The organism is Escherichia coli DSM 30083 = JCM 1649 = ATCC 11775, from assembly GCF_003697165.2.
In the GTDB taxonomy this organism is placed as follows: domain Bacteria; phylum Pseudomonadota; class Gammaproteobacteria; order Enterobacterales; family Enterobacteriaceae; genus Escherichia; species Escherichia coli.
The window spans coordinates 821,680-847,274 of sequence record NZ_CP033092.2; the positions used below are offsets into that span (position 1 = coordinate 821,680).

Genomic DNA, 25,595 nt, shown 5'->3' on the forward strand with positions numbered 1-25,595 from the left:
AGCGAAAACAGGTATGATGTGGTTGTAACGGTGACGGGTTAAAGCAGACCGTGTTCCGCAAAGGAGAAAACCTGGCTGCCACCGACTATCAGATGGTCCGGCACCCGGATATCCACCAGGCCCAGTGCCTGTACCAGACGTTCCGTGATAAGGCGGTCTGCCTTGCTGGGTGTGACTTCACCGGACGGGTGATTGTGCGCCAGTACCACGGCAGCGGCATTGTGGTACAGGGCGCGTTTAATCACTTCCCGGGGATGGACTTCCGTGCGGTTGATGGTGCCGGTGAAGAGGGTTTCACCGGCAATCAGCTTATTCTGGTTGTTCAGATACAGCACCCGGAATTCTTCACGCTCCAGTCCCGCCATGTTCAGAATCAGCCATTCCCGTGCCGCACGGGTGGAGGTGAAGGCCACACCGGGTTCATGAAGATGGCGGTCCAGGGTTTTCAGGGCCCGCTGAATGAGGCTGCGCTCGCCGGGCGTCATCTCTCCTGGCAGAAAGGAAAGCTGTTGCATTGTTCCAGCCCCTTTCAGTCAATGATGCGCATAATGGCGTTGCATTCCGGATGCTGCAGGGCGTAGTCCCGCAGACGGTAATAATGAACCGTCATGGCATAACACTCCGTGCGACAGGCATGATGACTGTACGTCATCAGACAGGCAGCAATGCCGGCGGCTTCCGGGCTCATTTCAGCACGGTTACCGTTCATGGCATTGAACAGTACCCATGTCTCGTCATCATCGTCATCCGGTTCGGGTGCCATAAATGCCCCGCCGTTGTTCAGGGTGTACAGATTCCAGATACCACCGCAGTAGTCTTCGCAAAGATGGTCCATCCAGCCGAAGACACGGGGTTCCAGGGTCACCCACTGTGGAATGAGGCCAAAATGCTGCGGCCAGAAGCTGATGCGCTGTTCATGAGGAACGAGAGTGGCAACCAGTTGAGGCTGGTCATTCTCTGAAGCTGTGACTACGGAAGCAGAAAGTGTACAGGTGTTCTGAGAAACAGTTTTCATGAGTGAAATCCTTATAAAACAAATAAATGCAGGGTTTTCGGGGAGCAGGGGGTAGGGGAGCCTGAATCACGTCTTCAGGGATGTGCTGCATCAGCGCATGTTCTCCAGCAGCGTTTCTGTCATTACCCACAATGCGCGATTGAGCTTAATGTCCGTGTCGATGCTGTGAATGGCACGGGTGTGGATACGTTTTCCTTTAGCGCTGCGACCGGAAATCCCGCCTTTCAGCATATTCTCCTGGATGGTCTGATATGCGCTCCACAGGTCCTTACCGTAATCCTCCCGGCGTCGCGGCGTCAGAATGTCGGCGGTGGTGACGGGCTGATGTTCGTCACCATAACGGTAAGTCAGTGCCGCCTGTGCCAGCGCCTGGCGTGCCGGTGGCGGCAGGACCAGCGACTGCATGGCGTCACGCTTTTCTTCAATCCGGTCAAAAACCCCCACCACCTCGTAAGCCCCTTCGATAACTTTCTCCACTACATTTCCCCGGTGTGGAACACGCACTTCCCCCAGAGACTGACCACAGACGCATCCGTTCTGGCAGACGAACCTGAAGTAACCCGGCAGCATCTGGTAGCTGGAGGTACCGTCATGGGAGTTCAGCAGGATGATTTCAGGGACATGTTGTCCGTTTATCTCCCCGTCACGGCGCAGACGCAGCATGTGTTTGGTGTATCCCCGGCGGCCCGGGTCGCGCACACGGGTCTGGCAGGCGAAGAATGGCTGAAAACCTTCCCGCTGCAGGCTTTCCAGCACTGTGATGGTGGGGATCCAGGTATAGTTCTCGCTTCTGGATGTGTGCTTATCTTCCCCGAATACGCTGGGGACGACCTGCATCAGTTCTTCACGAGTTAAGGGACGATCACGGCGTATCTGATTTACATGACCAAAACGACTGGCTAATTGCATACTTTGCTCCTTATGAATGAGTTAGCGGTATAAATGAAAAGGCCGCGTCTCCCGGAGAAGACGCGGCCTGATGGATGAAATGAAGACGTTTATTGCCTGAGAATTCCCTCACTGGCGAGATACGAATTTAGCTGTTTTCCGGCATCAGGTTCAAAATTCCAGCACCGCCAGCGTAGCTGCCCTTCGGCATTGCGGATAACCAGCCGGAAATGCGTTCCCTGGTCATCCTCAATAAGCACATTGCGGTAAGCTGTTGTGACGGCAACCGCCTGTTCGCGTGAGAAAGGGCCTTCGGGCAATAAAACAGGGTGGCAGTCCGACATACCGGCTATTTTCCGATAAATTCAACGCTGGCGCCGGTGGCATTACCGTCAGCACCAACCGTGACGGTCACTTTGTCGTACGCACGGTCTTCAGGATTGAATACTTCAAACTCAACCTTATTGCCTTTTACTTCGTAAGAGCCAAAATCAGCGGTTTCTGTTGTTTCCTCGTCATATTCCCGGGCGTATGCCTGTCGGGCAGCCTGCAGTACGGAGTCTTTATTAATAGTGGTCGTCTGTTTCGGGGAAAAAACGGCAAGTGATGTGACAAATTTCGGACAGACCTTCAGCATATCACCGCGGGTGAATTCCATTCGTACACCAAATGCCTGTAAAACGGACACATCACGCTCTGCTATGGAGTGAACGGCTTTTTTGACCATTTCCGGCGCCTGTCCGATTTCCACCTCAACAGCCCTGAATCCCGTCTGCTGATTACACATTTGTGATGTGGGGATCAGGTTACCGTTAATACTGATACGGCTGCTCAGGAGCGTCTGTACACCATTCGGGCATCCCTGCATCAGGCCGGTAATACCAATCGTGCCATTTTTCAGCATTACCAGCGCCTGACCATCTTCCGTCATGGTCTGACACCAGCCGTTTTTGACAGCCCAGTTGCCGGCGGAGGCGGAGAATGATGCCACAGTGAACAGCAGGGGAAAAAGAGCTCTGGTATTCATGACTGACCTCTGAAATGAACGTACGGTGTTATTGATAATGATGGAAGGTATGCAGTGACTGTTCAGGGAATGACGTAGCCGTATATTTAGTTTTCTGTTCAACATATTGTCTCCATACCTGTTGGGACGGCTTTGGCAGGCCGGCGATCACAGGTTAAAGGTGTTGATAAGTTTATGGATGAAAGAGAAATGTGGCAGGGCGGAGATAAAACGCTCTTCAGCGACCAGACTGTGGATGTGGCCTCTCCGTTCAAACCGTTCTGATGTCAGGCTGACTGATTTGATATCTGCCAGAGGAAAGACCTGCAGTTTTCCCTTCTGTAACGCGATCAGATACCAGCTACCGCTGTAATAAATGAGCCGGCAGGGCTCCAGTGACGGATACCATCGCTCAGCCATCAGAGAGATGTGGATACACTGTCTTATTGCCAGGATGAGTTGCGAGAAACACTCGGGGAACGTTGCAGTGATATCCGGCGCCGGTAGCCAGATAAGGCAGGGAGAGGGCTCCTGGTTGTCGGTAAGACAGGTTATCAGTCGTCCGTTCCGGAGCGGAAGTATCCGTGCGATCCCGGTATTCTGTATAAAAGAAAGCATTTCAGGGATCGCACCCGGGCTGCTCTGTCGTCTGAGGCTGTACCTGCCATTTCTGTACTCTAAATCCAGGTGAACCAGACGCTGATGAAAATCGCGCTGTAAAGTACGTTCTGTAACGCCAAATTCATCTGACAGTGTTTTTAGTGACAGAGATTCTCCGGTCATCAGTCGGCTGATAATGAGTGATAAGCGAACCGCCAGGCGATCATGCCGGGAACGATTATCAGACATAGATGTGCACTCCGTAAGAAAACATCTTTTATTTCATGATGTTATTATGCATCATGATGTTGAAAGGATGTGTCGCATCCGGATAATCAGGAATAAAATGCAGCAGAAAAAATATTCTTTTAATTATCTGATTTTTAAGCATGATTTCATAAAAAGAAGAATGCTCGTTAATCCAGCGACACATCCTGTCGGCGTGAGTGTGTCAGAACAGACGCTCCCACAGTGTGATCAGCAGGTGGATAATGCGGTCCCGGGTTTTGCGCAGAAGCTGTAACATCCAGGCCGGAAAACTGAAACGGGCAACGGCGTCGTCAAAACTTTTCCCGATGGTTTCACCAAAAGTCTGTTGTGCGTGTTTCCGGGCCTGTTCAGAGCGGTTTTCTCCCCGGATATGTGAATACACCGCGCTGGTTGCCTGTGGTGGCAGTGCGTGGATCATCAGCGACACAAACGCCGGAAGGTTCCAGCCGACAGGTGCAGCAACGGAGAGTACTGGAAATGATGAAGGGAACAGGGTTGCCACCCGGGCTGTCACCGTCGCCAGTGAGAGCGCCTGCTGACGGGACGGGCATTTTTCTGTGGCATTCCATTCTTCAGCAGGAAACACGCGATCGGCATGGCTGAGAACAAACAGAAAACGCGAGGGATCTGCGCCTTCATTCAGTAAAAACTGATGCATGGTAATGTCGGCGGCATACGCGCGTTCATCTGCCCGCAGGATCCAGATAATCAGATCCAGTTCCGGTAGCAGCTGACGATAAAGTGTCCGGTATTCCTGATCATGCTGCGGTGTTTCACCAATGCCGGGCAGATCGACCAGCGTCATTCTGCGTTCACCGAGTTGCAGGGTAAGACGATGAGCCTGGCGGGTGCAGCCGTTCAGGGGATGCGTGGCGCAGATACGGGACTGAAAAATGGCATTACACAGGCTGCTTTTGCCGGTGCCGGATTTACCCATAATGCCAATCACGGGCTCGTAATGAATAACACTGTGGAGATGTTCAAGGATTTTCTGGCGAATTTCTTCAGGAAGAAACGTCAGATATGATTTCACTTGTGCGGAGAGGGAAGAATGGCTGAATGACATACCGGTATCCTGTTGATTTCACTGAACCGGATCACACTAATCCGGTTTATCATTCAGGTAATATGGGCGTGAAAAAATCTGGAGTGACAAAGTTCGGGAGGAGTGATGGCATCACTGTCGATTAATACGCTACGCCGAATGAGCATTTGTAAAAGTCAGGCCTGGAAAGATACCCAGCGAATACTGAAGCGTAGTGGACTTGTGTACAGAGGGGAACGGTCAGAATCGTTTGATCCTGAGAAACATTTTAATCGTTATACGGTGCGTTATCTGTACCTGCTTAACATAATTGCGCTTAAGATAAGGTCGGTTAGTAAATTTTCCTGTTGGATCGAGGTGGGACAATGCCATCGTATGACTGGTAAACATTTATCTCTTAATGCCCCGCCTTTTATGCTGATTCCGCGTAGTATCCGGAGAAAAGTGGATGGATTCAGACAGTCAAAAGGTGAAGCAACCCCAAAATCGGCTCAACCGTTCACGGGCAGTTTGTATGAGGTTTTGAGCAAGGAGAGCGATTCAGCTAAGCTGGACGCATGGATTGCTGAACTGCCTCTGAACTTGCAGGAGGAGGGAAAGGAAATCTCAGTCATGGGATTTAGTCCACGGGCTGTGGCCCGACCTGTTCTTCGGTCAGCATCCCCGACGTTTGAACTGTTTTATCAGGAGTATCAATCCCTAAGATTAAAATCTGTTTTTAAATTTGAACCAAGATTTGAACAACTTTTAACAAGACTGAGCTTTAGAAAACAATCAATTCTCAGAAAACAACAATACAGGGTTAAATCGCAATTACTGGAGAGACTGGGGAATGTGTTGTTTTTCACGTCGCTTTATAACCAGGGATGTTTAGAGGAGTTTATAAATGCACTTGTGGAAAAGGAGGACATTTATCTGAAAATGTCCCCTGGGGAGGAAAAGGTGAAAGCACACCAGAAAATGGTTAACTACATTGAAGCGTTCTGCAACAAAATGACGGAAAAATACCTGATGCCCGCAGCAAGCAGACACTACAAAAAGAAGAAAATCGCTAGGAGCGAAAGTGGTGAAAGTTAATCCAGTCTACCGTACAGAATCAGTTGTTCCAGAATAGCCTGCTGTGTTGTTTTCCGCTCTCTGGTCAGTCTGTCCAGAGCGCTTTTTGCGGATGGCGATATCTTTACGTTGATTTGTACCCGTTTATCTTTTTTTCCATCGATAAACTGTTTTCTGAATGCATTGTGCATCTTGTCGAAAAATCTTTCTTTTGCAGCGAATCCTAGGTGAAATTCTTTTGGCGTCAGTAAACAGGGTGTGTCTGTGGGGAATAACATTTTTAGTAAAACTACAATGGCAATATATCTTTCGTTATCATTTACAGGATTAAACCAGGAAAGATATGTGGGTGAGATACGTGCATCAATATATTCCCATGCCCATTTCAGTTGTTCGGTATTCTTTTTAAGCCATTTGGCTTCGTTTCTCTTTTCGAGTCCCAGCCAGTTTTGATGCATTATTGAGATAATCCGATCTGCTTCCCCATAAAGGATTAACGCATTAATCCATTTCCCTATAACATTCAGTCGTGTTTCATGACTTGAAGGAATAATTGTCATGGGGTTATCCTTCATAACGATCACCCCCTTCAAGGCAGAATTGAACTCAGATTCATTATTAAGTTTAAGTTTTTCGGGAACTGTATGAGACATAATTAACCAGAACCAGAATGCTGCAATTTCATTTTTTCTGATCCATTCAGGTATGTGATTATCTGCCAGATTATTATCATTCAATAAATGCTCAGTTGTTTTATTTTTCCAGTCATATCTATTCACGTTATAACCGCCTTTATATTGTTTCATCTGATTACGCCTCAATCGTTTTCTTTTCTGGTGATTTTCACCATCACATGTCAGTTGTATATGCAAGGGAATCAATAAAAATATCACCCTGCAAGCACTTCAAAGCTGATTATGGGGATATTCTAGAACTATTCACAAAACTATTCCAGACATATCAAGAACTATTTCTTGATCTATTCATAATAAAATAAAACATGCTATCAACTACGGATCATATCCTCCTTAGGTGTGTCGTTGTACTGTTCGACTGTTCTTGTGGTCAGATTAACAATCTGAAGAGTAAAAGCGACAGTAATCTGTCTGTTATAGTGGCGATAAAAACACTGACTGCGCATCCTGTATGTGAAATCCTGTCATGTAGAGCAGTAAGCAATGACAGACATGCATGTTATATGTGAAGGGGCCGGGAGACGACATAATCAGTATGGCTGTCATTCTGGTTGTAAAACGCGATCACTTTCCGGGGGTAAAAGATGATATGGAGGTTGACAAACGGTTTGCTTCGGATTGTCTTTTCTGGGGCCTGAAGTACGGGGGCAGAAAAATAATTCCAGAGTAAATCTGCTCTGTTTTTAGGACAGAAAACTCCATGCTGGCTGTAAAAGTGAAAAATTAACACCTAGTATGTATGGAAGTCTGAAGATATTGAGAATGTCGGTATGATACTATATACACATATTTTACTAAGTATTTTTACTAAGCATTTCAGTAAGTGTTATACACGTATTTTCTACTAAGTGTTTTACCAGACATACACGTGTTTTCATAAACAGCCCTATAAGTGTTTTCATTAAGCATTGCTGTACACATTGCTTTGTCTGAAACACATCCAGTTTAGTAAATCTTTACGTTAGCTAAAATCAGTTTAAAGCTGCTGTAAAACCTTTTTGTTTAAGCAATCAATCTGCTATTCGATTTTACTGATGTTGCGTTTAACCTTTTCTGAGTTTTTGTGTTTTTAGTCGTTAACCTGAGACAAGTGTCTTTACGTAAAAACGCAAATCCGACTGAGATAACCTGGTGTGATTTACGGTGTGCTTGCGACGATTTTGTTAAATGGTTCTATGGATGATTTTGTGACGATGAGATTGATGAGATGATTAACTGGCCCTGGTGTTTTTTCTCAGTGCAAGGTGATTATCTTTATCATAAGGCTCTTTTCAGAAAAAGCGTGATGATTGGTTCTGGTGTTTTGATTCAGATGAGATTTACGTTATCGATGGTTAATCGTTTTTATGGTGTGTTGAAAAGTAACGTTTTCAGGATAAGAAAATCGATTCTGATATTGGTGAACTTTGTTCTTGTGGCAGGGTTATCTGTAAACAGGTTTTAAGTGCGCTATTCGGCTCTGTGATTGAGTTGTGTGGTTAAGCTGTAGGTTTTGGTGTTGTTGTTGATTTGCATTGCCAGGAAGCGTTCTGGTTGCGTTTCTGGTGTTTTGTTCGAATGTTCTGTGGATCCTTTTCCCTTCAGGCTTTTCTCGTCGTCCATGTCGTTTTTAAATCCATTCATGCTGTTGTTGCGTGTTTTGCTGCTGTGTGCAGGATTATCTTTTCGTTCCGGGATGGTTTGTTCCGTTTCAATCACTCTTAATCAGAGAGTTGTAGCATTGCTCAATGCCGGATGCCGTAAAGTTTTACCGCGTTGATGAATGATGTGAAGTCAATCCAAATCAACGGAGATCTCTCATCATGAATCAACCAATACACAATGCTTACTGGTTATCCCGTTTTGACATCCTTCTCGACAGTGCCCTGGCGCAGCACCGTGCCGTCTCGTTAATCCGAGTGGATTTACGTTTCCCTGAGTATATGCCTGTCACCATCATGGATCCCGATCCGGATTCAGCGGTGATTTCTCGTTTTTTTGCATCCCTGAAAGCCAAAATTCAGGCTTACCAGCGGAAAAAAAGATGTGCCAATCAGCGTGTGCATGCAACCAGCCTGCGTTATTTCTGGTGCCGGGAGTTCGGCAAGATGTATGGCAGGAAACATTATCACGTGATATTACTGCTCAACAAAGATACCTGGTGCTCGATCGGGGATTTCAGCGAACCGTCTTCGCTGGCGACGATGATCCAGGAGGCATGGTGCAGCGCCCTGCATCTTGAGCCCTGGCAAGGCGATGGCCTGGTCCATTTTTCCAGGTGGACGCCTTCCCGTAAACCAGCATCGTCTGATGCTCGCCCTTCTTCCGATGACACGCCTTTGTCGGGTGGATGTTCTGATACCTGGAAGGCTTCAGACAAAAAGCCGGGTGAAGCCGCTGTTCTCTGGATCAAGCGTGGTGATGTGGGAGCGCTGCAGAAAGCCCGGAACAGAGCCAGTTATCTCGTAAAATATGAAACGAAGTTGCATAACGGTTCCGGGCAACGTAATTATGGTTGCAGTCGTGGGCCGGGACGTCTACTGGATGGCAGGAGAAGCCTGTAAAACGGCATCCGGAGCCTGAGCTTATGCCACAGTAAGGGCGTCAGCCAACGCCCTTAGCTCGTTTTCTGAAAAAGTCGTCCTGAAGTCATGTATCTGCTTCCATTCTCATGTTCATATTTCACCTTACGCTTTCACTATCTGTTATTGGAAGTACCGATTTATTTTGGTGCTGCTCACTTACGGTCATTCACGGAAGAGGATGGTGGTGAACCGTACGATCCTGGCTGCTGGCGAGGGAAGGTTCAGGACTGGGATGGAGCAGGTTTAGTGGTGGAAGATGAGTCGGAATTTCTGACTGGTCAGTGAGGTGATGATCTGGTGTAACTCAATCTGCTAGGGTAAACTCTCCTTGCTTTTGCGCACAAGCAGTGGGCCCTGGTTCGCTTATGTCCTGCATCTACAAGCGAATGACTGACCGGAGACTCCCATATCTGGTCAGTCGCCCATTTTTATTTTCTACCAAATCAGACAAGCATACCGTAATAAATAACGCCAGTCCCCTGTCGCTCTCGTGTGCTCTACTGGAATGTTGTTGATGGAGATATCCAGATGAAAGAGCTTACATCTTCGACAGGACTATAAATTATGTAGTAAAGAGTTCCCCGGAGAAAGGGGCTGTTCTGCTGTTCTGCTGTTCTCATCAAGTCTGGCATGTTCAGGAAATTATTCGAAAATATTAACTGAATGAGCGAAATGTGATTTACCTTCTTTTCTGTTCATTGTAAATTTCCTCTTTGCTAACGCAAATCATTATCATTACGCCTTTGGCAAAGGGAAATTTATGAAGAACAAATATATCATTGCTCCGGGCATTGCCGTGATGTGTTCTGCAGTTATATCATCAGGTTATGCCAGTTCTGATAAAAAAGAAGATACGCTTGTTGTTACTGCCTCCGGGTTCACTCAGCAGCTCAGAAATGCCCCGGCCAGTGTCTCAGTCATTACTTCAGAACAACTGCAAAAAAAACCGGTTTCAGATCTGGTCGATGCAGTAAAAGATGTTGAAGGGATTAGTATCACTGGTGGGAATGAAAAACCGGATATCAGTATACGTGGTCTAAGTGGCGATTACACGCTGATTCTGGTCGATGGACGACGTCAGAGCGGTCGGGAATCCAGACCAAACGGCAGCGGCGGTTTTGAAGCCGGATTTATCCCTCCTGTGGAAGCAATTGAACGCATTGAAGTGATCCGTGGCCCTATGTCTTCCCTGTATGGTTCTGATGCCATCGGAGGGGTCATTAATATCATAACCAAACCAGTTAATAACCAAACATGGGATGGCGTACTTGGACTTGGGGGGATTATTCAGGAACATGGGAAATTTGGTAACTCAACCACAAATGACTTCTATCTGTCAGGCCCATTGATTAAGGATAAACTTGGTCTTCAGCTATATGGAGGAATGAACTATCGCAAGGAAGATAGTATCTCTCAGGGAACACCGGCAAAAGATAATAAGAATATAACGGCAACGCTCCAGTTTACTCCGACTGAAAGCCAGAAGTTTGTTTTTGAATATGGAAAAAATAACCAGGTGCATACATTAACACCAGGTGAGTCTCTCGATGCCTGGACTATGCGGGGAAATCTTAAACAACCAAACAGTAAAAGAGAAACGCATAATTCACGTAGTCACTGGGTAGCAGCATGGAATGCCCAGGGCGAAATACTGCATCCTGAAATTGCTGTTTATCAGGAGAAAGTTATTCGTGAGGTTAAATCAGGTAAAAAAGATAAATATAATCATTGGGATCTTAATTACGAGTCAAGAAAACCGGAAATAACCAACACAATCATAGATGCAAAAGTGACGGCATTTCTGCCGGAAAATGTACTGACCATCGGAGGTCAATTTCAGCATGCAGAGCTCCGTGATGACTCAGCCACGGGTAAAAAAACGACAGAAACACAGTCTGTTTCAATTAAACAGAAAGCTGTTTTTATAGAAAATGAATATGCAGCAACGGATTCTCTCGCCCTGACTGGAGGACTGCGTCTCGATAATCATGAAATCTATGGCAGTTACTGGAATCCAAGATTGTACGCTGTTTATAACCTGACCGATAATCTCACACTCAAAGGGGGGATCGCAAAAGCATTTCGGGCTCCTTCAATTCGTGAGGTGAGTCCTGGATTTGGAACACTGACGCAGGGTGGTGCCTCTATTATGTATGGAAACAGGGACCTGAAACCGGAGACCAGTGTAACCGAAGAGATCGGTATTATTTATAGTAATGATAGTGGTTTTTCGGCGAGCGCGACGCTGTTTAATACTGATTTTAAAAATAAGTTGACCAGTTACGATATAGGTACAAAAGATCCAGTCACCGGGTTAAACACTTTTATTTATGATAATGTAGGTGAGGCAAATATCAGAGGGGTGGAGCTTGCAACTCAGATTCCTGTGTATGATAAATGGCATGTATCTGCAAACTATACATTTACTGACTCTCGTCGAAAAAGTGATGACGAAAGTCTCAATGGCAAGTCGCTGAAAGGGGAACCTCTGGAAAGAACTCCCAGACATGCAGCCAATGCAAAACTGGAATGGGATTACACTCAGGATATTACATTTTATTCATCTCTGAATTATACGGGAAAACAAATCTGGGCAGCACAAAGAAATGGTGCTAAGGTTCCCCGCGTTCGTAATGGATTCACATCTATGGATATTGGTCTAAATTACCTGATTCTGCCAGACACGCTGATTAATTTTGCCGTTCTTAACGTCACAGACAGAAAGAGCGAGGATATCGATACCATTGATGGTAACTGGCAGGTCGATGAAGGACGCCGTTATTGGGCTAATGTAAGAGTATCCTTCTGAGAGTATATAAAGACAACCTGAGGCCGTGAGCCTCAGGTACCAGTGTAGTAATCAGTAATGTCAGTTTCCAGGTTGTAATGCTTTTAATCTTGATTAAAATAATCTTAATAATTTAAACTTGTTAAATATCGATGATTTTAATTTGAGAGCGTTCAGAATTCTGTGTCACGTTAAAAATTCTACAGCGTCATCACATTATTCAGCCGCCCTTCAAAATAAATGGCTAACTGCGACAATGTCAAATTCCAGCTTTGGATGGGCATTGTCCATTTCTCCTGTGCGTTCATCAGTCCCAGATAAAGTAGCTTCAACAGGCTGTTTTCATTCGGGAAAGCACCTTTAGGTTTTGGTCAGTTTCCTGAACTTGCGGTGGACTGATTCTATCGCGTTGGTTGTGTAGATCACCTTGCGGATATTCGCCGGATAGCGGAAGTACGCTGACAGATTTTCCCTCTTGCGGCGCCAGGACTGGAGCACCACCGGATATTGCTGCCCCCGTTTCGCTTCCAGCTCATCCAGCGCCGTTTCCGCTGCTTCTTTTGACACCGCACGATACACTGGCTTCAGGTCGGCCATGAACGCTTTATGGTGTTTTGACGCCACATATTTAATCGAGTTACGTATCTGGTGAATGACGCACAACTGTACCTCTGTCTGCGGATAAATGCTGTTTATCGCTTCAGGGAAGCCGGTCAGCCCATCCACGCAGGCAATCAGAATGTCTTCAACGCCACGGTTTTGCAGATCACTTAATACTGACAGCCAGAAGTTAGCGCCTTCGCTTTCCGACAAATACAGGCCCAGGACTTCTTTTTTGCCTTCCAGATTCAGCGCCAGTACGGTATAAACTGCCTTGCTCTGATAACACCCATCTTCGCGGATTTTATAGTGAATGGCGTCCAGCCAGACGAAGGGATAAACCTTTTCCAGCGGGCGCTACTGCCACTGTTTTAACTCAGGAATGACTTTATCGGTAACCGCACTGATGGTAGCCGTGGAAACACTGAAGGCATATAAATCTTCGATCTCCCGGCTGATATCCTGGTAGCTCATCCCCAGCGCGAACAGGCGAATGATCTTGCGCTCGAGCTCATCAGACAACGTGGTCTGGTGCTTCTTCACCAGTTGGGGTTCAAAATAACTATTACGATCACGTGGAGTTGCCAGCTCAAAGCTGCCAGTCGGGGCTTTAATGGTCTTTTTTCCGGAACCATTTTTACGATTGACTTCAACATCCTGAGCCAGATGGGAGTCGAGTTCAGCGGCCAGAGCGGTTTCTGTTAACTGTTTGATTAATGGCGTTAGGATACCATCCTTGCCGGTTAATGCTTGGCCGGATTGAACCGCCCCGGGAATCCTGGAGACTAAATTCCCTGAGAAAGAGGTAAACAGGATGACTAAAAAAACACTTTTTTCCCCCGAAGTCCGTCAACGGGCAGTTCGTATGGTTCTGGAAAGTCAGGGCGAATATGACTCACAATGGGCGGCAATTTGTTCCATTGCTCCAAAGACTGGCTGTACGCCGGAGACTCTGCGTGTCTGGGTTCGCCAGTATGAGCGGGATACCGGAGGCGGTGATGGTGGGCTTACCACCGCTGAACGTCAGCGTCTGAAAGAGCTGGAACGTGAAAATCGTGAACTGCACCGCAGTAACAATATCCTTCGCCAGGCTTCCGCTTATTTTGCGAAGGCGGAGTTCGACCGCCTCTGGAAAAAATAATGCCACTGCTGGATAAGCTGCGTGAGCAGTACGGGGTCGGACCGGTATGCAGTGAACTGCATATTGCCCCGTCAACGTATTACCACTGTCAGCAGCAGCGGCATCATCCTGATAAACGCTGTACCCGTGCGCAGCGCGATGACTGGCTGAAGAGAGAGATACAGCGCGTATACGATGAAAATCATCAGGTGTACGGTGTGCGTAAAGTCTGGCGTCAGTTGTTACGGGAAGGAATCAGGGTGGCCAGATGTACAGTGGCGCGCCTCATGGCGGTTATGGGACTTGCCGGTGTTCTCCGGGGTAAAAAGGTCCGCACTACCGTCAGCCGGAAAACCGTTGCCACAGGTGACCGCGTAAACCGTCAGTTCGTGGCAGAACGTCCTGACCAGCTGTGGGTGGCTGATTTTACTTACGTCAGCACATGGCAGGGCTTCGTCTATGTGGCGTTTATCATTGATGTGTTTGCTGGATACATCGTGGGGTGGCGGGTCTCATCGTCTATGGAAACGACATTCGTGCTGGATGCGCTGGAGCAGGCGTTGTGGGCCCGTCGTCCGTCTGGCACCATCCATCACAGCGATAAAGGCTCTCAGTATGTGTCACTGGCCTATACGGAGCGACTAAAAGAAGCCGGATTACTGGCATCAACAGGGAGTACAGGCGACTCGTATGACAACGCGATGGCTGAGAGCATCAATGGTCTTTACAAAGCGGAGGTAATACACCGTAAGAGCTGGAAAAACCGTGCAGAAGTGGAACTGGCCACACTAACGTGGGTGGACTGGTATAACAATCGACGATTGCTGGGAAGGCTGGGCCATACTCCTCCGGCAGAAGCAGAAAAAGCTTATTATGCTTCCATCGGAAACAATGATCTGGCAGCCTGAGTTCACAGATAAAACACTCTCCAGGAAACCCGGGGCGGTTCAGTTTATGGGTTTGGGATGAAACGGGAAAACCAACAAGAAAAACATGGGATCCTCAGACTGAAGACTGGTCAGAGGACAGCAAGGCCGGTGGAGCCGATAATGTTTTTAAATCACGTTTGCCAAGACCAATGCGAATTAGATCACTGGATGATGCAGCGACTACAGAAGAGACATTGCTCACTCTTGCGTTGACTCCCTTAGTGAAAGAGTTGAAGGCTCTGGAGTGTAATAAAGAGTCACAAATATCAAAAGTTAAAGCAGCTTTGGTTAAAGCTGTAAATGAGATCGCTGAACCTCATCAAGAACGATTTTCTTCTATTTCTCGACAAATTCAGACAGGGTTTCAACATGTCTTTCCTGCTCTTGGTGTTCAGCTCAGTGTTGAAATGAATCCACCTGAGCTTAAAATAGACAATTTATTAAAGCAGGGGTCTGGTTTATTAGTCAAAGAGGCTGCGGGAAACTCTCGCATTGGGCAACAGGGGACAGGAGCAAGACGAGCTCTTTTTTGGGCAATGCTCCAGGTTCATAATGAAATTAGCCGACAAAATGAAAAGCGAGAAGCTCTTCTTAAATCCTTTAGAGAACAACTTAAAAAAGAGGTGAGGAAAAATGTAAAAAGTGAAAATATAAATCTTCTGAAACAACAAATAGATGCTATTGAAAATGGCGCCCCTGTTCCTGAAGATACAGACGATCCAGCCTTGCCCGGATATATTCTTTTAATGGATGAGCCAGAAAATGCGTTACACCCAATGGCTGCCAGAGCGGCGCAAGCGCATCTTTATGAACTTGGTAAACATCCAGATTGGCAGGTGCTATTAACAACTCATTCACCATACTTTATAAACCCTCTTGAGGATCATACTACGATTGCTCGTATGCAACGTTCAACAGATGGGAAATCACTTTCTCCACGCTTGTATGTGGCTGATGAAGCTAACTTCTCACTTGATGAGAAAGATAATTTACAGGCACTACAACTTACAGATATTGGTTTTGCTGAAATATTTTTTGGGAGTTATCCAATTATTGTTGAAGGTGATACTGAACATGCGGCATTTATTTCAGCAATCACTAAAGAAAAACATGAGATGTCAGGTAAGGTAAGTATTGTCAGAGCCAGAGGTAAGGCGGTTCTGGTTCCTTTGATAAAGATGTTAAATCATTTTAAAGCAGATTTTGGGATTGTACATGATATTGATTGGCCTTATCGTAGAGATGGTTCGAATAATGGTTCATGGACGCTTAATACGATCATTAGAAATGAGATTATAAAATGCAGGAATAATGGGAAAAAAGTATATCATCGTTGGAGTGCCCCCGATTTTGAGCGTTTTTTAGGTGGTGAGGAGTTGGGGAAAGATAAACCCTATACAGCATTTAATCGAATTTCGCGCGATGAAAAATTAAAAGAAAAGATTCAAAATCTTATAATTAATTTGTTTGAAGGGGAGTGTTATGATCCTGATGACTTTGAACCCGATGATGATTTTAATGCTCAACTCATGGAACAATTAAAAATATGGGCAAAAAATAATGGTGAAAGTGATAATGTTCGCGTTATGGGATGCTGATTATAACATTGGTTAATGGCTGGGTTTCATATAAATGACTTTGCATAACTAATTCGTTTTTGCTGTTTTTATATAAAGCCTTTAGGACGTTGTGGAAGGGGAAGTGTTGCAATTTATTCAGTGAGATAGTTTGTTTGTAGGGTATTTAAACGCATTTTGGTGATCATTTGTTGTTCAGGATAGTGTGGCGAATATGAATGGTAAATATAATGTCAGGAGTGAATTGTTAGCTCGTTGTATCGGAACAGGTAGATTGAAAGGAGATGTGGTAAGTGATTTTATTGGGTTTAATGGTAGCAAACAGATAGGTTATGTTTTATTAACTTTATTTTTAATAAAAGTAATAAATCCTGATTTGCTCTCTCATTATCGTATATTTAATCGTTTTTTGCGTTATGAGAGAAAAGTTATGGATATATATAATTCTTTGAGTGATATAGAAGTTGATTGTATTTGCCGGGAAGTGATGGCTATATATGAACATACTCAGCGATGCTGCAACGAAAAGAAAATTACAACTGTCCAGTTAGGCAGGAAACTTAATGGCAGGTATGCAGATATGATTGCTGAGTTAAAAGAAACAGCAGAGATGAGGGGGGAGGGGGTAATTTCTTTTGAGATGGATATATTGAATTCTTTTAATGATGCGAATGAATATCACGGACGTGTTAAACTGGAATTGGATATACCTGCTTCAGATATATTATATTGCCATGATTTTATTGATTCAGAACATGTAAACTCCTGGCTGGTTGAACCACATGAGTGGGTGGTTATTAATCGTTCTCTTACTGGGATTGTTACAGTGCCAGTATCAGCAATAAAAATCTCTTATTGAAAAAATTTATGTATGTAGCTTACTTTATATATAAGGGTAAAAACGATCTCTGTAATAATTAATTAAATATTATTTAATGTTTGTTGCTATGTATTGGAGATATCAACGGGTTTCTTTTGCATAAAGTAAAAATAAATGAATGATAATTTATTAACGGAGAAAGTCCTTACTGGAGAGAATGTTCTGCGTGCAGCAATTGCTCGTATTGAGTGGATTTTTGAAACATTTCCATCAGTTTGTCTCTCTTTTTCCGGGGGTAAAGATTCCACCGTGCTTTTCCATCTTTTGGCTGATGTGGCCCGCAGGAAAAAACGTCGTTTCTCTGTACTGTTTATTGACTGGGAGGCTCAGTACCAGTGCACCATTGAACATATTCAGAAGATGCGGGAAATGTACCATGATGTGACGGAAACCTTTTACTGGGTGGCACTTCCCCTGACCACGGTAAACGGCGTCTCGCAGTTTCAGCCGGAGTGGATATGCTGGGAGCCAGGAGTGACCTGGGTTCGCCAGCCACCGGAAGAGGCCATTACAGACATGACGTATTTCCCATTTTATCGGTATGCCATGACGTTTGAAGAATTTGTTCCGGCATTTTCTTCCTGGTTTGCAGACAATAAATGTGGTGTGGCAGTACTGACCGGTGTCCGTGCGGATGAGTCCCTTAACCGGTTCATGGGACTGGTGTCCCAGCGCAAACTGAGATACGCCGATGATAAGCCCTGGACCACGGCATCGCCTGAAGGGTTTTACTACACCATGTATCCACTGTATGACTGGAAAACTCGTGATATCTGGATATATCACACCAGAACCCGTGCCATCTACAATCCCCTGTATGACCTGATGTACCGTGCCGGCGTACCGTTACGCAACATGCGTGTCTGTGAACCTTTTGGTCCTGAACAACGTAAGGGACTGTGGCTTTACCATGTTCTGGAGCCGGATACCTGGGCCAGGATGTGTGAGCGGGTATCAGGGGCTGCCAGCGGGGCACTTTATGCCAATGAAAGCGGTGCTTATTTTGCCCTGCGCAAGCGCATATCAAAACCAGCCCATCATACCTGGCGCAGCTACGCGATGTTTCTGCTGGATGTGATGCCGGAAAGAACAGCAGAACATTACCGCAACAAGATAGCTGTCTATCTGCGCTGGTATCAGACGCGGGGCTTCCCGGATGACATTCCCGATGAACAGGAGAATGACCTGGGCTGCCGGGATATCCCGTCCTGGCGACGTATCTGTAAGACTCTTATAAAGAATGATTTCTGGTGCCGGACGCTGTCCTTCAGCCCGAACAAACCCCGGCACTATGAACGTTACCTGCAGCGTATGAAGGAAAGGAGGAATGAATGGGGGATTCTGTGACACCTGAAGTGGAGGTACTGAGTGACATGATTCGTCAGTACTTCAGCCAGGAACGATCAGAAAAAGAGACTATACAGGCTCTGAATCATCTGCGCAGGGTACTTCATGAAGTCAGCCCTTTTGCACAGGAGCCTGTGGACTGTGTGCTGTGGGTGAAAGCAGATGAGGTGGTGGCCAACGATTATAACCCCAATGTCATGGCGCCGGGTGAGAAGAAACTGCTGAAGCAGTCACTGGAGAAAGATGGTTTCACCCAACCCGTGGTGGTGTCGGCGGAGAAGAACCCCTATCTGGTGGTGGATGGTTTTCATCGTCAGTTACTGGGCAGGGAAGCAGGTACAGGAAAACGCCTGAAAGGCTGGTTGCCAGTGGCCTGTATTAATCCGGAAAGAAAGGGACAGGCCACACGTATGGCGGCCACCATACGGCATAACCGGGCCAGGGGTAAACACCAGATAACCTCAATGTCTGATATTGTCAGGGACCTGTCACGCCTGGGCTGGACGGATGAACGCATTGGTACAGAGCCTGGGGATGGACCAGGATGAAGTGCTGAGGCTGAAACAGATTAGCGGACTGACGGAGTTGTTTCAGGAAGAGGATTTCAGCCCGGCATGGACGGTTCGCTGAGACCGTCATATATGAGTATTATTTCAGTGAGTTGATGTTTTGAGCAGGAAAAATAGTACCCCGGAAGTCGTGGAAGACATGGTTGCACAGAAGCTGGAGGCGGCGGGTTGCTGGCGCAGAGCTTCTGCCCGCTGGCTTTTTGTTATGGGAAATGTTGAATGTACAGAAGCACAACGGGAGTGGTTGTTGTTGCGCCGGAATTATTGTCTGGCGCAGATATCGTCCCCGCCGCTACCTGAAAAGCTGGATATCAGCGAAGTGGCGAAAGCTGCAGATGCCACGCTGAGGCGAATGGGGATTGCCAGCCCGTCCGGGGAGATATTCAGAAAAGGTACACCGGTCTGTTGATATTCAGGTAACAGGTATTAATGATGAAGAAAGATATGGCGGACAGTGTGTCAATGACATGGCAACTTTTATGCGATGAACATGGTTTTACCCGGGAGCACTACAATCAGCTGAAGAAGTTCAGCCCGGAGACATTACGTGAAATTATTGCTGAAATAGCCAGCTGTCATCCATCAACCAGTGTATTGCTCAGGAATAAGTGGCTGACACCGCCGGAGGATATTCTGGAGCAGATTACCCGTGAATACGAACGAAGAATACAAAACTGTCCATCGTTCAGGAGCGAGAAGGAAGCGGAATCCTGGTTAAATGAACTGTCTTTTGCTGTGATTGCTCCGCTATACCGTGTTGTCCCCGAACAAACAGAACAGGTTGAGTCCTTTGTTCTGCAGCTTATTGCCGAGCAGGAGCGGGTTTGGGAGCTTATTTTAACCAATGATGGTTATTCATGGCATTGCGCACTTTATGATATATTATTTCATCTGGTTTTACGAAATATGGAAGACCAGCCTGAACATCAGAGACAGCGAATAACAAAAATACTTAATGAGTCCGATACAAGACGGGTGGCAGAAGAGATTAAATTCCGGATTCAATATCTTCAGGATGAAGAACAAAAGAGAGTTTTAAGTGATCTGGTAAATGTCCTGATTTCAAAAAGATAAAACATGCCGGAGTAATTTTTCTATATGTTAATAAAACAGGTGCGTATTACCATGAAGAAGATCGGTGAGTAACCGTTATTGGATGATCTCCTTCCATAAAAATACGCGCAATCTAACGGTTCGCTCTGTGCCAAAAAAAGATATTGCTCACAATATCAAGTTAATCATTCGGCCGTTGAACATTTCCATTGAAAAATTTCTCAGTATAGAATATACCAATGTTGAGGGCATTCCTCTTACATCTCGAAGGATAACTATCATGGGTCTTAAACCAGGTCCAAAACCAATTGCTAAGTCGGTAGGAAAACCGGATCAACGCCGACGCGATAATAAAGATACTCCTGGCAATACTCCGGGACTAAAGCCAAGTAAGTCCACAGGTAAGTAAAAAAATAAGGGTATAAACAAGCATTTATACACTGACTATATATCCAGTCCACTGAAGGTGTTTCAGCAACCAGATGCTCGTTCTTTCTATATCATACGCCTTTGCCCCCTACCCTTTCGCAAGCAAAGACTCTGGTAAATACTCGTCATATTTATCCAGATCCTTATCAGGAACAACTGCAGCAAGCTCAAATTCTGAAGGTGCAAAATGGCATCTGAATCGATCACGACCTGGCATGAGCGAGAGAAGAGGCCAGTGATACAAGGCGTCGTGTACTACGCGGATCATCGAGACGGGCATGTCCAAACTGCTCGTTAGCCCATGAATAACAATCAGAAAGTACCATAACAGAGTCGAATAAAATGAAATATAAGAGAAGATCAACGGGTGAAGAAAAAGTTCAAAAAATGGCTACCGGGGAGGAAGGAAAGTACCGGATGGAAAGAGCCCCCCCTAAAGCAGACTGACAGACATCACAAATCCCCGGGTGGGGACTTGTGTATAAGAGACAGGTCTTACAGGGGGAGCGTCCGTCTTTTTATCAACATCAGGCAATGACATAACATTATGAACAAGCGCACAAGTCTGATGGTTAAATTTTATAATGCTCCTTACTAAGACCGTATTTTTTCATTCTGAGATAGAGTTTTTTCCGTGGGATTTGTAAATATTCAGCAACCTCATTGATACGCCCCTGATGGATATTAAGCGCCTCTGTGATTATCTGTCGCTCAGCGTCCTCCACTCGTCTGTCAAGCGGTGTCGGGGTTCCGACGTGCATCAACGGATTTGCTGTTTCTGCCAGCGGTAATACTCCTACAGTAAATAGTTCTGCTGCATTGGCCAGCTCTCGCACATTATTTGGCCACATGCGGCGCATCATCTCTTTGAGCATCTCTTTTCCCACTTCCGGAACAGGATGGTTAAGCCGTTGACATGCTTTACAAAGGTAATGGCGAAACAGTGGTTCAATATCGTCGGGGCGTTGAGTTAATGGCAGGCAAGCGATTTGTGTCATTGCAAAGCAGTAATAGAGCTCCGCGATGATATGGTTGCTGGCGGCCAGCTCGACCAGCGAGGTGTCTCCAATACCAATCAGGCGAAAAGGTCTGTGTTCCTGGCTTTGTAACTGAACCAGATGGTACTGCTGTTCACGCGTCAGGTGTTCAGGATGGCTGAGCACTAATGTTCCCCCCTGAGCCAGCGCAATGAAATCATTAAGCTGTGGTGCATTGTCTGGTGTCAGCTCGCGGTAGACAAATTCGCCTTGTGCATTACGTCCAAATTGGTGCAGATAACGTGCACCGGTCATCCGTCCTGTGCCAGGGGCACCGTAGAGCCAGACGGCAATATCTGTCTCAGACAACTGCTGTAAACGTCGCCGATACTGATTTATCCATTCACTTCTCCCTATCAACTCCACCTGCAATGTCTGTTGGCAATACTGACGACGCGCAATGATTGATTGACGCTGGCGTAGTGCCTCTTCAACCAGAGAAAGCAATTTGCCGGGATCGACCGGTTTTTGCAAAAAATCCCACGCGCCTTTTTTCACCGCATCAACTGCCATTGGCACATCGCCGTGCCCGGTGATAAGCAGAATGGGGAGCTGTTGATCATCCTGGTGGAATAACATCATCAAATCGATACCAGAGCAGCCAGGCATACACACATCACTTAGCACAATGCCTGGCCAGTCTGGTTGTATCCACGCCTGCGCCTCAAAAGGATTGTTACAGGCAAAAACACGATAGCCCGACTGTTCAAGTAACTGTGTGTAGGCGTCCAGCACGTCAGCATCATCATCAATCAGCAGAATCGAATATTCACTACTTAGCATCTTCCACATCCGTTAGTCTGAATTGCAGTACCACACAGGCATTCCTGGTCATCGTTGATGCCAGCCGCAATTCCCCTTTCATTTGCTCCATCAACGACACACAAATTGAAAGACCAATACCCAGTCCTACTTCTTTACTGGTGGTAAACGGCTTCAATAACGAAGGCAACAATGCCTCAGGCCAGCCCGGGCCATTATCGCCAATGAATACGTTCAGCGTTTTACCCTGCATTTGCCAGTTAACGGTAATGACAGCGCCTTGCCCACAAACATCAAGCGCATTCGCCAGTACGTTAACCAGTACCTGCTGGGTTCTGACCTCATCACCTGAAACTGTGGCTGTACCTTGCGGCAGAACAAGCGTAGCTTGCAGAGAGCGATGACGCATGGCCAGAAGTTCCCAGGCCGCACTGAACATCTGTGCTAAATCAACGGCATGGAGTGATGTTTCCAGTTCGGCGCGCCGGGTAAACTGCCGTAGTGAACGGATAATGGCGTCAATACGACTAATCACCCCTTCGGCTTTACCAAGCATCATGCTGGCCTGTTCTTTCTGGGTCTGTTCAATGGCCCTGCGGGCTGTAAACAGATACATTGACAGCGCATTTAGCGGCTGATTGATCTCGTGGGCCAGCGTGGTCATCGTTTGCCCGACTACCGCCAACTTTGCTGTCTGAATCAGTTCGTCCTGGGTGGCACGCAGATCGGCTTCTATCACCTTACGATCGGTAATTTCTTGTTCAAGTTGCTGTTTTTGCACATTGAGTTGGCCGAGAGTATGGCGTAATAATCCTGCAATTCTCCCCAGTTCATCATTCCCATAAACTGGAATAGTCGTTTCCGTGCCTCCCAGACCAATTTGCACAACGGCCTGATTCAGTAGGGTAAAGCGTTTCACCAACCGTGAGCGGATAAAATAATGGTTGAATACCCATGCAAGCAGTAACGCCAGTGCTGTCGCCACCAGGATCAGCCCACCGCTAACGTGAACAATTTGTTCCATTCGTTGATTAAACATCTGCATTTGTTGATGAGTACTGCCAAGCTGCGCTTCCAGTAACGTTCTGAAGCGACCCTGTGTCGCTTCCCTGGTGCGACTGGCATCCTCTAAGGCTTTTTGGGCGGCGACATATTCACGCATCGTATCCGGCATTTTGTTTTTTACGATTCCCATATCCAGCAATTCATCGATGGTCTGCCTCAGGGTAATGGTGCCAGGCCAGTCATCCAGCATACGTATATTTTCATCTGCCGTTTTTTTCAGATTTTCAAAATAACGGAGATGAGTTTCCACCTGTATGTCGTCATCACGTCCTGATTTGAGCTCATTGAGTCTGTCACGCAGATCGTCAACAATCTGATTTTCAATGCGTGCCAGGGTATAAACCTGCTGCTGTTCATTTTGCACTTCACGAGATCGCTTCAGGTATTGCGCCGTATCGCCCTGTCGGGAGGCGATTTGATCCAGCAGCGTTCCCTGCTGCCAGGTGAAATCCTGCACTAAAGAATTAAGCTCGGTAGTAAAATCATCGTGTAACCAGTCAATCCGCGCTGATAGCTCACTCACCTTTTCCCGTAGTAAAAACATGTTGTAAAGCGCACGATCCAACTCGGATAACAGTGATCGACTGTCCTGCAAAATGACCGTCAGTTGTTGGCGTTCCCGGGATGACAGTCCCCTACTAAGCCGTTCTATGGTGTCGAGATGCTGAATAATCTGGGTACGAAGTTGCAATCGCACCGTGGTGTTGGGAGCCTGCAAAAATTCATTTAGCTGGTCTACCACCAGATTCAGGTTCCCTTCAATAAGGAAAGCAGAGTGAATACGGGGAAAATACTTATCCAGCGAGTAACGAATTTGTGAGCTTTGTTCATGCCATGAATACAGACTGACACTACTGACAATCAGGGTCAGAAGTGCCCCCATCAGAAATGCGCAACGTAAGCTGGTACTGATACTGACCTGTCTTAAACGCTGCCACAGCGTTATGTTTTTCATTTCAGCTCTTCCAGTTTTTTTATCGCCAGGCGCTGGTTATTCAGAAACCAGAGTTGCCATTCCATCATTTGCTGCTCGGCAAAGCTTTTGTTATCGAACTGTGCCAGCCAGACGGGATCTTCACTACTGGCCGCTGCAACTGGCATTTGTGTTAACAGTGCACGTATTTCTGGTAATGGTTTCTTCAGGCGTGCCTCGGTACTGTGCAGCGCTCGCCAGGCATCTTTTAGCTGTGCGAACCGAAAGCTAATTGCCGTATCAAACAAGCGCTGCACCAGACGCTGACGTTTCAGGATAAGGTGATAATTCAGCGGGGGTTGATTCATCAGGAGCTGTTGTTGCGTTGCCCGCGGATTGTCTGCGGCAAGTGGTGTCACCGGATATTTTCCTGTATTGGCATCGGCCAGAATACGCTGTCCTTTCGGACTTAACAGGTAGTGAATAAAGCGACGGGCTGCATCGGCGTGTGGGCTTTTCCTGAGAATTGCAACGTAGGTGGGGGATACCGCAGACCGGGGGAAATAGGTAAAAGAGATATGGGGGTCATTTAACAGTAAATTAGCATAGTTATCGATAACGGGGCCGGCAACGCCGAGTCCGCTTTTTATTTTATCGGCTACGCCAAAACTGCGGGAGGAGATTGTCACCAGGTTTCCTGCACTTGTCAGCAACGTTTCCCATCCTTTCACCCAGCCTTTTTGCTGTAGTAATGACTCAACCATTAAATGGTTAGTATCTGAACGCGACGGACTACTCATCAATAAAGCGTCCTGATAGATCGGCAAAGCAAGATCGTCCCAGTCAGCAGGGGCAGGAAGGTGTTTTACAGAAAGCGCAGGACGATTAATAAGCAGACCAAAACCTGATATTGCTACTGCAACGGAGGTTGCACGGATCGACTCCGGCACCAGGTTTTGGCTTTCTGCGGGTGCATCATCAAACGGGGCCAGTTTCTGGTGCTCCTGAAGGTGCTGGAGCAGCATTGGTGATGAAGTCAGGATCAGATCGACGTTTTCTACGTTGGCCGTATCAAGCAACTGTTCCAGTGAGGCACTGGTGCGGTTAAGCGTACGGATCATTACCGACTCAGGCTCTGTTTGCCAGCGCTGTATTATCCACGCGATAGCTCCGGGTGAGAATGTGGTGGCCATCACCAGTTCATTTCGTTGAGCCCTGACGGCCCCGACATCCATCAACAACAGTAAAAGAATCATGGTTTTGATGCCGATTTCGCACCAACTAAAGAATCGGTTTGTGATCCAGGTCATAAATATTAATACACCGCAAAAATCGCATTGAGACAAAAATTACCCGTTTCAGACACTTCGTCTGATAACACGTCTGT

General features: G+C 46.5%; 22 protein-coding genes, 4 pseudogenes and 1 other annotated feature. Of the genes and pseudogenes, 11 read left to right on the forward strand and 15 right to left on the reverse strand.

Annotation, left to right across the window (positions count from 1 at the left end):
- Positions 1–38: 38 nt before the first annotated feature.
- From EAS44_RS04790 to EAS44_RS04820, 7 genes are all read right to left on the reverse strand, one after another.
- Positions 39–515, reverse strand: coding sequence for a JAB domain-containing protein (locus EAS44_RS04790; protein ID WP_001186756.1), 477 nt, complete (start codon positions 513–515; stop codon positions 39–41).
- Positions 516–529: 14 nt separating this feature from the next.
- Positions 530–1,015, reverse strand: coding sequence for an antirestriction protein (locus EAS44_RS04795; RefSeq protein WP_000860054.1), 486 nt, complete (start codon positions 1,013–1,015; stop codon positions 530–532).
- Between the two features lie 90 nt (positions 1,016–1,105).
- Positions 1,106–1,924, reverse strand: coding sequence for a DUF932 domain-containing protein (locus EAS44_RS04800; protein ID WP_001175142.1), 819 nt, complete (start codon positions 1,922–1,924; stop codon positions 1,106–1,108).
- An 89-nt stretch (positions 1,925–2,013) separates the two neighbouring features.
- Complete coding sequence (locus tag EAS44_RS04805; protein ID WP_001278287.1) at positions 2,014–2,247, reverse strand: DUF905 family protein; 234 nt, start codon at positions 2,245–2,247, stop codon at positions 2,014–2,016.
- 5 nt (positions 2,248–2,252) lie between these two features.
- A complete protein-coding gene (locus EAS44_RS04810; RefSeq protein ID WP_001513975.1) occupies positions 2,253–2,930 on the reverse strand; it encodes a hypothetical protein in 678 nt (225 codons plus the stop codon).
- A 147-nt stretch (positions 2,931–3,077) separates the two neighbouring features.
- The gene (locus tag EAS44_RS04815; RefSeq protein WP_001282927.1) at positions 3,078–3,758 is read right to left on the reverse strand and encodes a helix-turn-helix transcriptional regulator; all 681 of its coding nucleotides are present in this window, start codon (positions 3,756–3,758) and stop codon (positions 3,078–3,080) included.
- Between the two features lie 202 nt (positions 3,759–3,960).
- A complete protein-coding gene (locus EAS44_RS04820; protein ID WP_000010416.1) occupies positions 3,961–4,845 on the reverse strand; it encodes a GTPase family protein in 885 nt (294 codons plus the stop codon).
- Positions 4,846–4,950: 105 nt separating this feature from the next.
- Here EAS44_RS04820 and EAS44_RS04825 point away from each other — a divergent pair, with 105 nt between their 5' ends.
- A complete protein-coding gene (locus EAS44_RS04825; RefSeq protein WP_000157734.1) occupies positions 4,951–5,901 on the forward strand; it encodes a hypothetical protein in 951 nt (316 codons plus the stop codon).
- Here the strand turns inward: EAS44_RS04825 and EAS44_RS04830 are convergent.
- Both EAS44_RS04830 and EAS44_RS25070 read right to left on the reverse strand, forming a co-directional pair.
- Complete coding sequence (locus tag EAS44_RS04830) at positions 5,898–6,686, reverse strand: hypothetical protein (RefSeq protein ID WP_000816188.1); 789 nt, start codon at positions 6,684–6,686, stop codon at positions 5,898–5,900. The genes EAS44_RS04825 and EAS44_RS04830 overlap by 4 nt on opposite strands.
- Positions 6,687–8,024: 1,338 nt before the next feature.
- Positions 8,025–8,198 carry a hypothetical protein gene (locus EAS44_RS25070; protein WP_023150487.1) on the reverse strand — a complete coding sequence of 58 codons (174 nt, stop codon included), beginning with the start codon at positions 8,196–8,198 and terminating at the stop codon, positions 8,025–8,027.
- A 179-nt stretch (positions 8,199–8,377) separates the two neighbouring features.
- Between EAS44_RS25070 and EAS44_RS04840 the strand changes: the two genes are divergently transcribed.
- Together EAS44_RS04840 and ireA are read left to right on the forward strand one after the other, a co-directional pair.
- On the forward strand, positions 8,378–9,118 hold the full coding sequence (locus EAS44_RS04840; protein WP_001075450.1) for an inovirus Gp2 family protein: 741 nt from the start codon (positions 8,378–8,380) through the stop codon (positions 9,116–9,118).
- A 781-nt stretch (positions 9,119–9,899) separates the two neighbouring features.
- A complete protein-coding gene (gene ireA / locus EAS44_RS04850) occupies positions 9,900–11,948 on the forward strand; it encodes a TonB-dependent siderophore receptor IreA (RefSeq protein WP_000792544.1) in 2,049 nt (682 codons plus the stop codon).
- 179 nt (positions 11,949–12,127) lie between these two features.
- On the opposite strand, the pseudogene EAS44_RS04855 reads toward ireA, so the two are convergent.
- A pseudogene (locus EAS44_RS04855) lies at positions 12,128–13,304 on the reverse strand (IS256 family transposase).
- A gap of 37 nt (positions 13,305–13,341) precedes the next feature.
- Here EAS44_RS04855 and EAS44_RS04860 point away from each other — a divergent pair.
- The 8 genes and pseudogenes from EAS44_RS04860 to EAS44_RS04895 all read left to right on the forward strand — a co-directional run bounded on the left by EAS44_RS04860 (position 13,342) and on the right by EAS44_RS04895 (position 20,411).
- Positions 13,342–14,555, forward strand: a protein-coding gene (locus tag EAS44_RS04860; RefSeq protein WP_371415497.1) for an IS3 family transposase whose coding sequence is annotated in 2 segments (ribosomal slippage) — positions 13,342–13,630 and positions 13,630–14,555 — 1,215 coding nt in all. Because the reading frame shifts where the segments join, the coding sequence is not laid out codon by codon here.
- Positions 13,623–13,739 (forward strand) — a sequence feature (AL1L pseudoknot). Its footprint overlaps the gene before it by 117 nt.
- A 170-nt stretch (positions 14,556–14,725) precedes the next feature.
- Positions 14,726–16,174 (forward strand): ATP-dependent nuclease, encoded by a 1,449-nt coding sequence (locus EAS44_RS04865; RefSeq protein WP_001350737.1) that lies wholly within the window; start codon positions 14,726–14,728, stop codon positions 16,172–16,174.
- 193 nt (positions 16,175–16,367) lie between these two features.
- On the forward strand, positions 16,368–17,012 hold the full coding sequence (locus tag EAS44_RS04870; RefSeq protein WP_001013662.1) for a hypothetical protein: 645 nt from the start codon (positions 16,368–16,370) through the stop codon (positions 17,010–17,012).
- Between the two features lie 135 nt (positions 17,013–17,147).
- Positions 17,148–18,380 carry a phosphoadenosine phosphosulfate reductase gene (locus EAS44_RS04875; RefSeq protein ID WP_000999383.1) on the forward strand — a complete coding sequence of 411 codons (1,233 nt, stop codon included), beginning with the start codon at positions 17,148–17,150 and terminating at the stop codon, positions 18,378–18,380.
- A pseudogene (locus EAS44_RS04880) lies at positions 18,365–19,010 on the forward strand (IbrB-like domain-containing protein). Before EAS44_RS04875 ends, EAS44_RS04880 begins: the two are co-directional and overlap by 16 nt.
- A 78-nt stretch (positions 19,011–19,088) precedes the next feature.
- Positions 19,089–19,358: a PerC family transcriptional regulator gene (locus tag EAS44_RS04885; RefSeq protein WP_000226516.1), complete on the forward strand. Its 270-nt coding sequence runs from the start codon at positions 19,089–19,091 to the stop codon at positions 19,356–19,358.
- Positions 19,359–19,378: 20 nt separating this feature from the next.
- Positions 19,379–20,023, forward strand: coding sequence for a hypothetical protein (locus EAS44_RS04890; protein WP_001332013.1), 645 nt, complete (start codon positions 19,379–19,381; stop codon positions 20,021–20,023).
- A 64-nt stretch (positions 20,024–20,087) separates the two neighbouring features.
- Positions 20,088–20,411, forward strand: a complete 324-nt coding sequence (locus EAS44_RS04895) for a hypothetical protein (RefSeq protein ID WP_015953064.1) — start codon at positions 20,088–20,090, stop codon at positions 20,409–20,411.
- A 108-nt stretch (positions 20,412–20,519) separates the two neighbouring features.
- Here EAS44_RS04895 and EAS44_RS25335 read toward each other — a convergent pair.
- The 5 genes and pseudogenes from EAS44_RS25335 to pgtC form a co-directional block, all read right to left on the reverse strand.
- A pseudogene (locus EAS44_RS25335) lies at positions 20,520–20,612 on the reverse strand (ATP-dependent helicase); the annotation flags it as partial.
- A gap of 37 nt (positions 20,613–20,649) precedes the next feature.
- A pseudogene (locus EAS44_RS04900) lies at positions 20,650–20,757 on the reverse strand (transposase DNA-binding-containing protein); the annotation flags it as partial.
- A gap of 246 nt (positions 20,758–21,003) precedes the next feature.
- Positions 21,004–22,251 (reverse strand): two-component system response regulator PgtA, encoded by a 1,248-nt coding sequence (gene pgtA / locus EAS44_RS04905; protein WP_001350739.1) that lies wholly within the window; start codon positions 22,249–22,251, stop codon positions 21,004–21,006.
- Positions 22,241–24,250: a two-component system sensor histidine kinase PgtB gene (gene pgtB / locus EAS44_RS04910; RefSeq protein ID WP_000790446.1), complete on the reverse strand. Its 2,010-nt coding sequence runs from the start codon at positions 24,248–24,250 to the stop codon at positions 22,241–22,243. The genes pgtA and pgtB overlap by 11 nt, the downstream gene beginning before the upstream one ends.
- Positions 24,247–25,464: a phosphoglycerate transport regulator PgtC gene (pgtC, locus tag EAS44_RS04915; RefSeq protein ID WP_001363624.1), complete on the reverse strand. Its 1,218-nt coding sequence runs from the start codon at positions 25,462–25,464 to the stop codon at positions 24,247–24,249. Before pgtC ends, pgtB begins: the two co-directional genes overlap by 4 nt.
- Positions 25,465–25,595 lie beyond the last annotated feature (131 nt).

Excerpts from the sequence above, each read along its gene's own strand:
- EAS44_RS04790 (WP_001186756.1), bottom strand. The coding sequence starts at position 515 with ATGCAACAGCTTTCCTTTCTGCCAGGAGAGATGACGCCCGGCGAGCGC.
- EAS44_RS04795 (WP_000860054.1), bottom strand. The coding sequence starts at position 1,015 with ATGAAAACTGTTTCTCAGAACACCTGTACACTTTCTGCTTCCGTAGTC.
- EAS44_RS04800 (WP_001175142.1), bottom strand. The coding sequence starts at position 1,924 with ATGCAATTAGCCAGTCGTTTTGGTCATGTAAATCAGATACGCCGTGAT.
- EAS44_RS04805 (WP_001278287.1), bottom strand. The coding sequence starts at position 2,247 with ATGTCGGACTGCCACCCTGTTTTATTGCCCGAAGGCCCTTTCTCACGC.
- EAS44_RS04810 (WP_001513975.1), bottom strand. The coding sequence starts at position 2,930 with ATGAATACCAGAGCTCTTTTTCCCCTGCTGTTCACTGTGGCATCATTC.
- EAS44_RS04815 (WP_001282927.1), bottom strand. The coding sequence starts at position 3,758 with ATGTCTGATAATCGTTCCCGGCATGATCGCCTGGCGGTTCGCTTATCA.
- EAS44_RS04820 (WP_000010416.1), bottom strand. The coding sequence starts at position 4,845 with ATGTCATTCAGCCATTCTTCCCTCTCCGCACAAGTGAAATCATATCTG.
- EAS44_RS04825 (WP_000157734.1), top strand. The coding sequence starts at position 4,951 with ATGGCATCACTGTCGATTAATACGCTACGCCGAATGAGCATTTGTAAA.
- EAS44_RS04830 (WP_000816188.1), bottom strand. The coding sequence starts at position 6,686 with ATGAAACAATATAAAGGCGGTTATAACGTGAATAGATATGACTGGAAA.
- EAS44_RS25070 (WP_023150487.1), bottom strand. The coding sequence starts at position 8,198 with ATGAATGGATTTAAAAACGACATGGACGACGAGAAAAGCCTGAAGGGA.
- EAS44_RS04840 (WP_001075450.1), top strand. The coding sequence starts at position 8,378 with ATGAATCAACCAATACACAATGCTTACTGGTTATCCCGTTTTGACATC.
- ireA (WP_000792544.1), top strand. The coding sequence starts at position 9,900 with ATGAAGAACAAATATATCATTGCTCCGGGCATTGCCGTGATGTGTTCT.
- EAS44_RS04865 (WP_001350737.1), top strand. The coding sequence starts at position 14,726 with ATGCGAATTAGATCACTGGATGATGCAGCGACTACAGAAGAGACATTG.
- EAS44_RS04870 (WP_001013662.1), top strand. The coding sequence starts at position 16,368 with ATGAATGGTAAATATAATGTCAGGAGTGAATTGTTAGCTCGTTGTATC.
- EAS44_RS04875 (WP_000999383.1), top strand. The coding sequence starts at position 17,148 with ATGAATGATAATTTATTAACGGAGAAAGTCCTTACTGGAGAGAATGTT.
- EAS44_RS04885 (WP_000226516.1), top strand. The coding sequence starts at position 19,089 with ATGGTTGCACAGAAGCTGGAGGCGGCGGGTTGCTGGCGCAGAGCTTCT.
- EAS44_RS04890 (WP_001332013.1), top strand. The coding sequence starts at position 19,379 with ATGATGAAGAAAGATATGGCGGACAGTGTGTCAATGACATGGCAACTT.
- pgtA (WP_001350739.1), bottom strand. The coding sequence starts at position 22,251 with ATGCTAAGTAGTGAATATTCGATTCTGCTGATTGATGATGATGCTGAC.
- pgtB (WP_000790446.1), bottom strand. The coding sequence starts at position 24,250 with ATGAAAAACATAACGCTGTGGCAGCGTTTAAGACAGGTCAGTATCAGT.
- pgtC (WP_001363624.1), bottom strand. The coding sequence starts at position 25,464 with ATGATTCTTTTACTGTTGTTGATGGATGTCGGGGCCGTCAGGGCTCAA.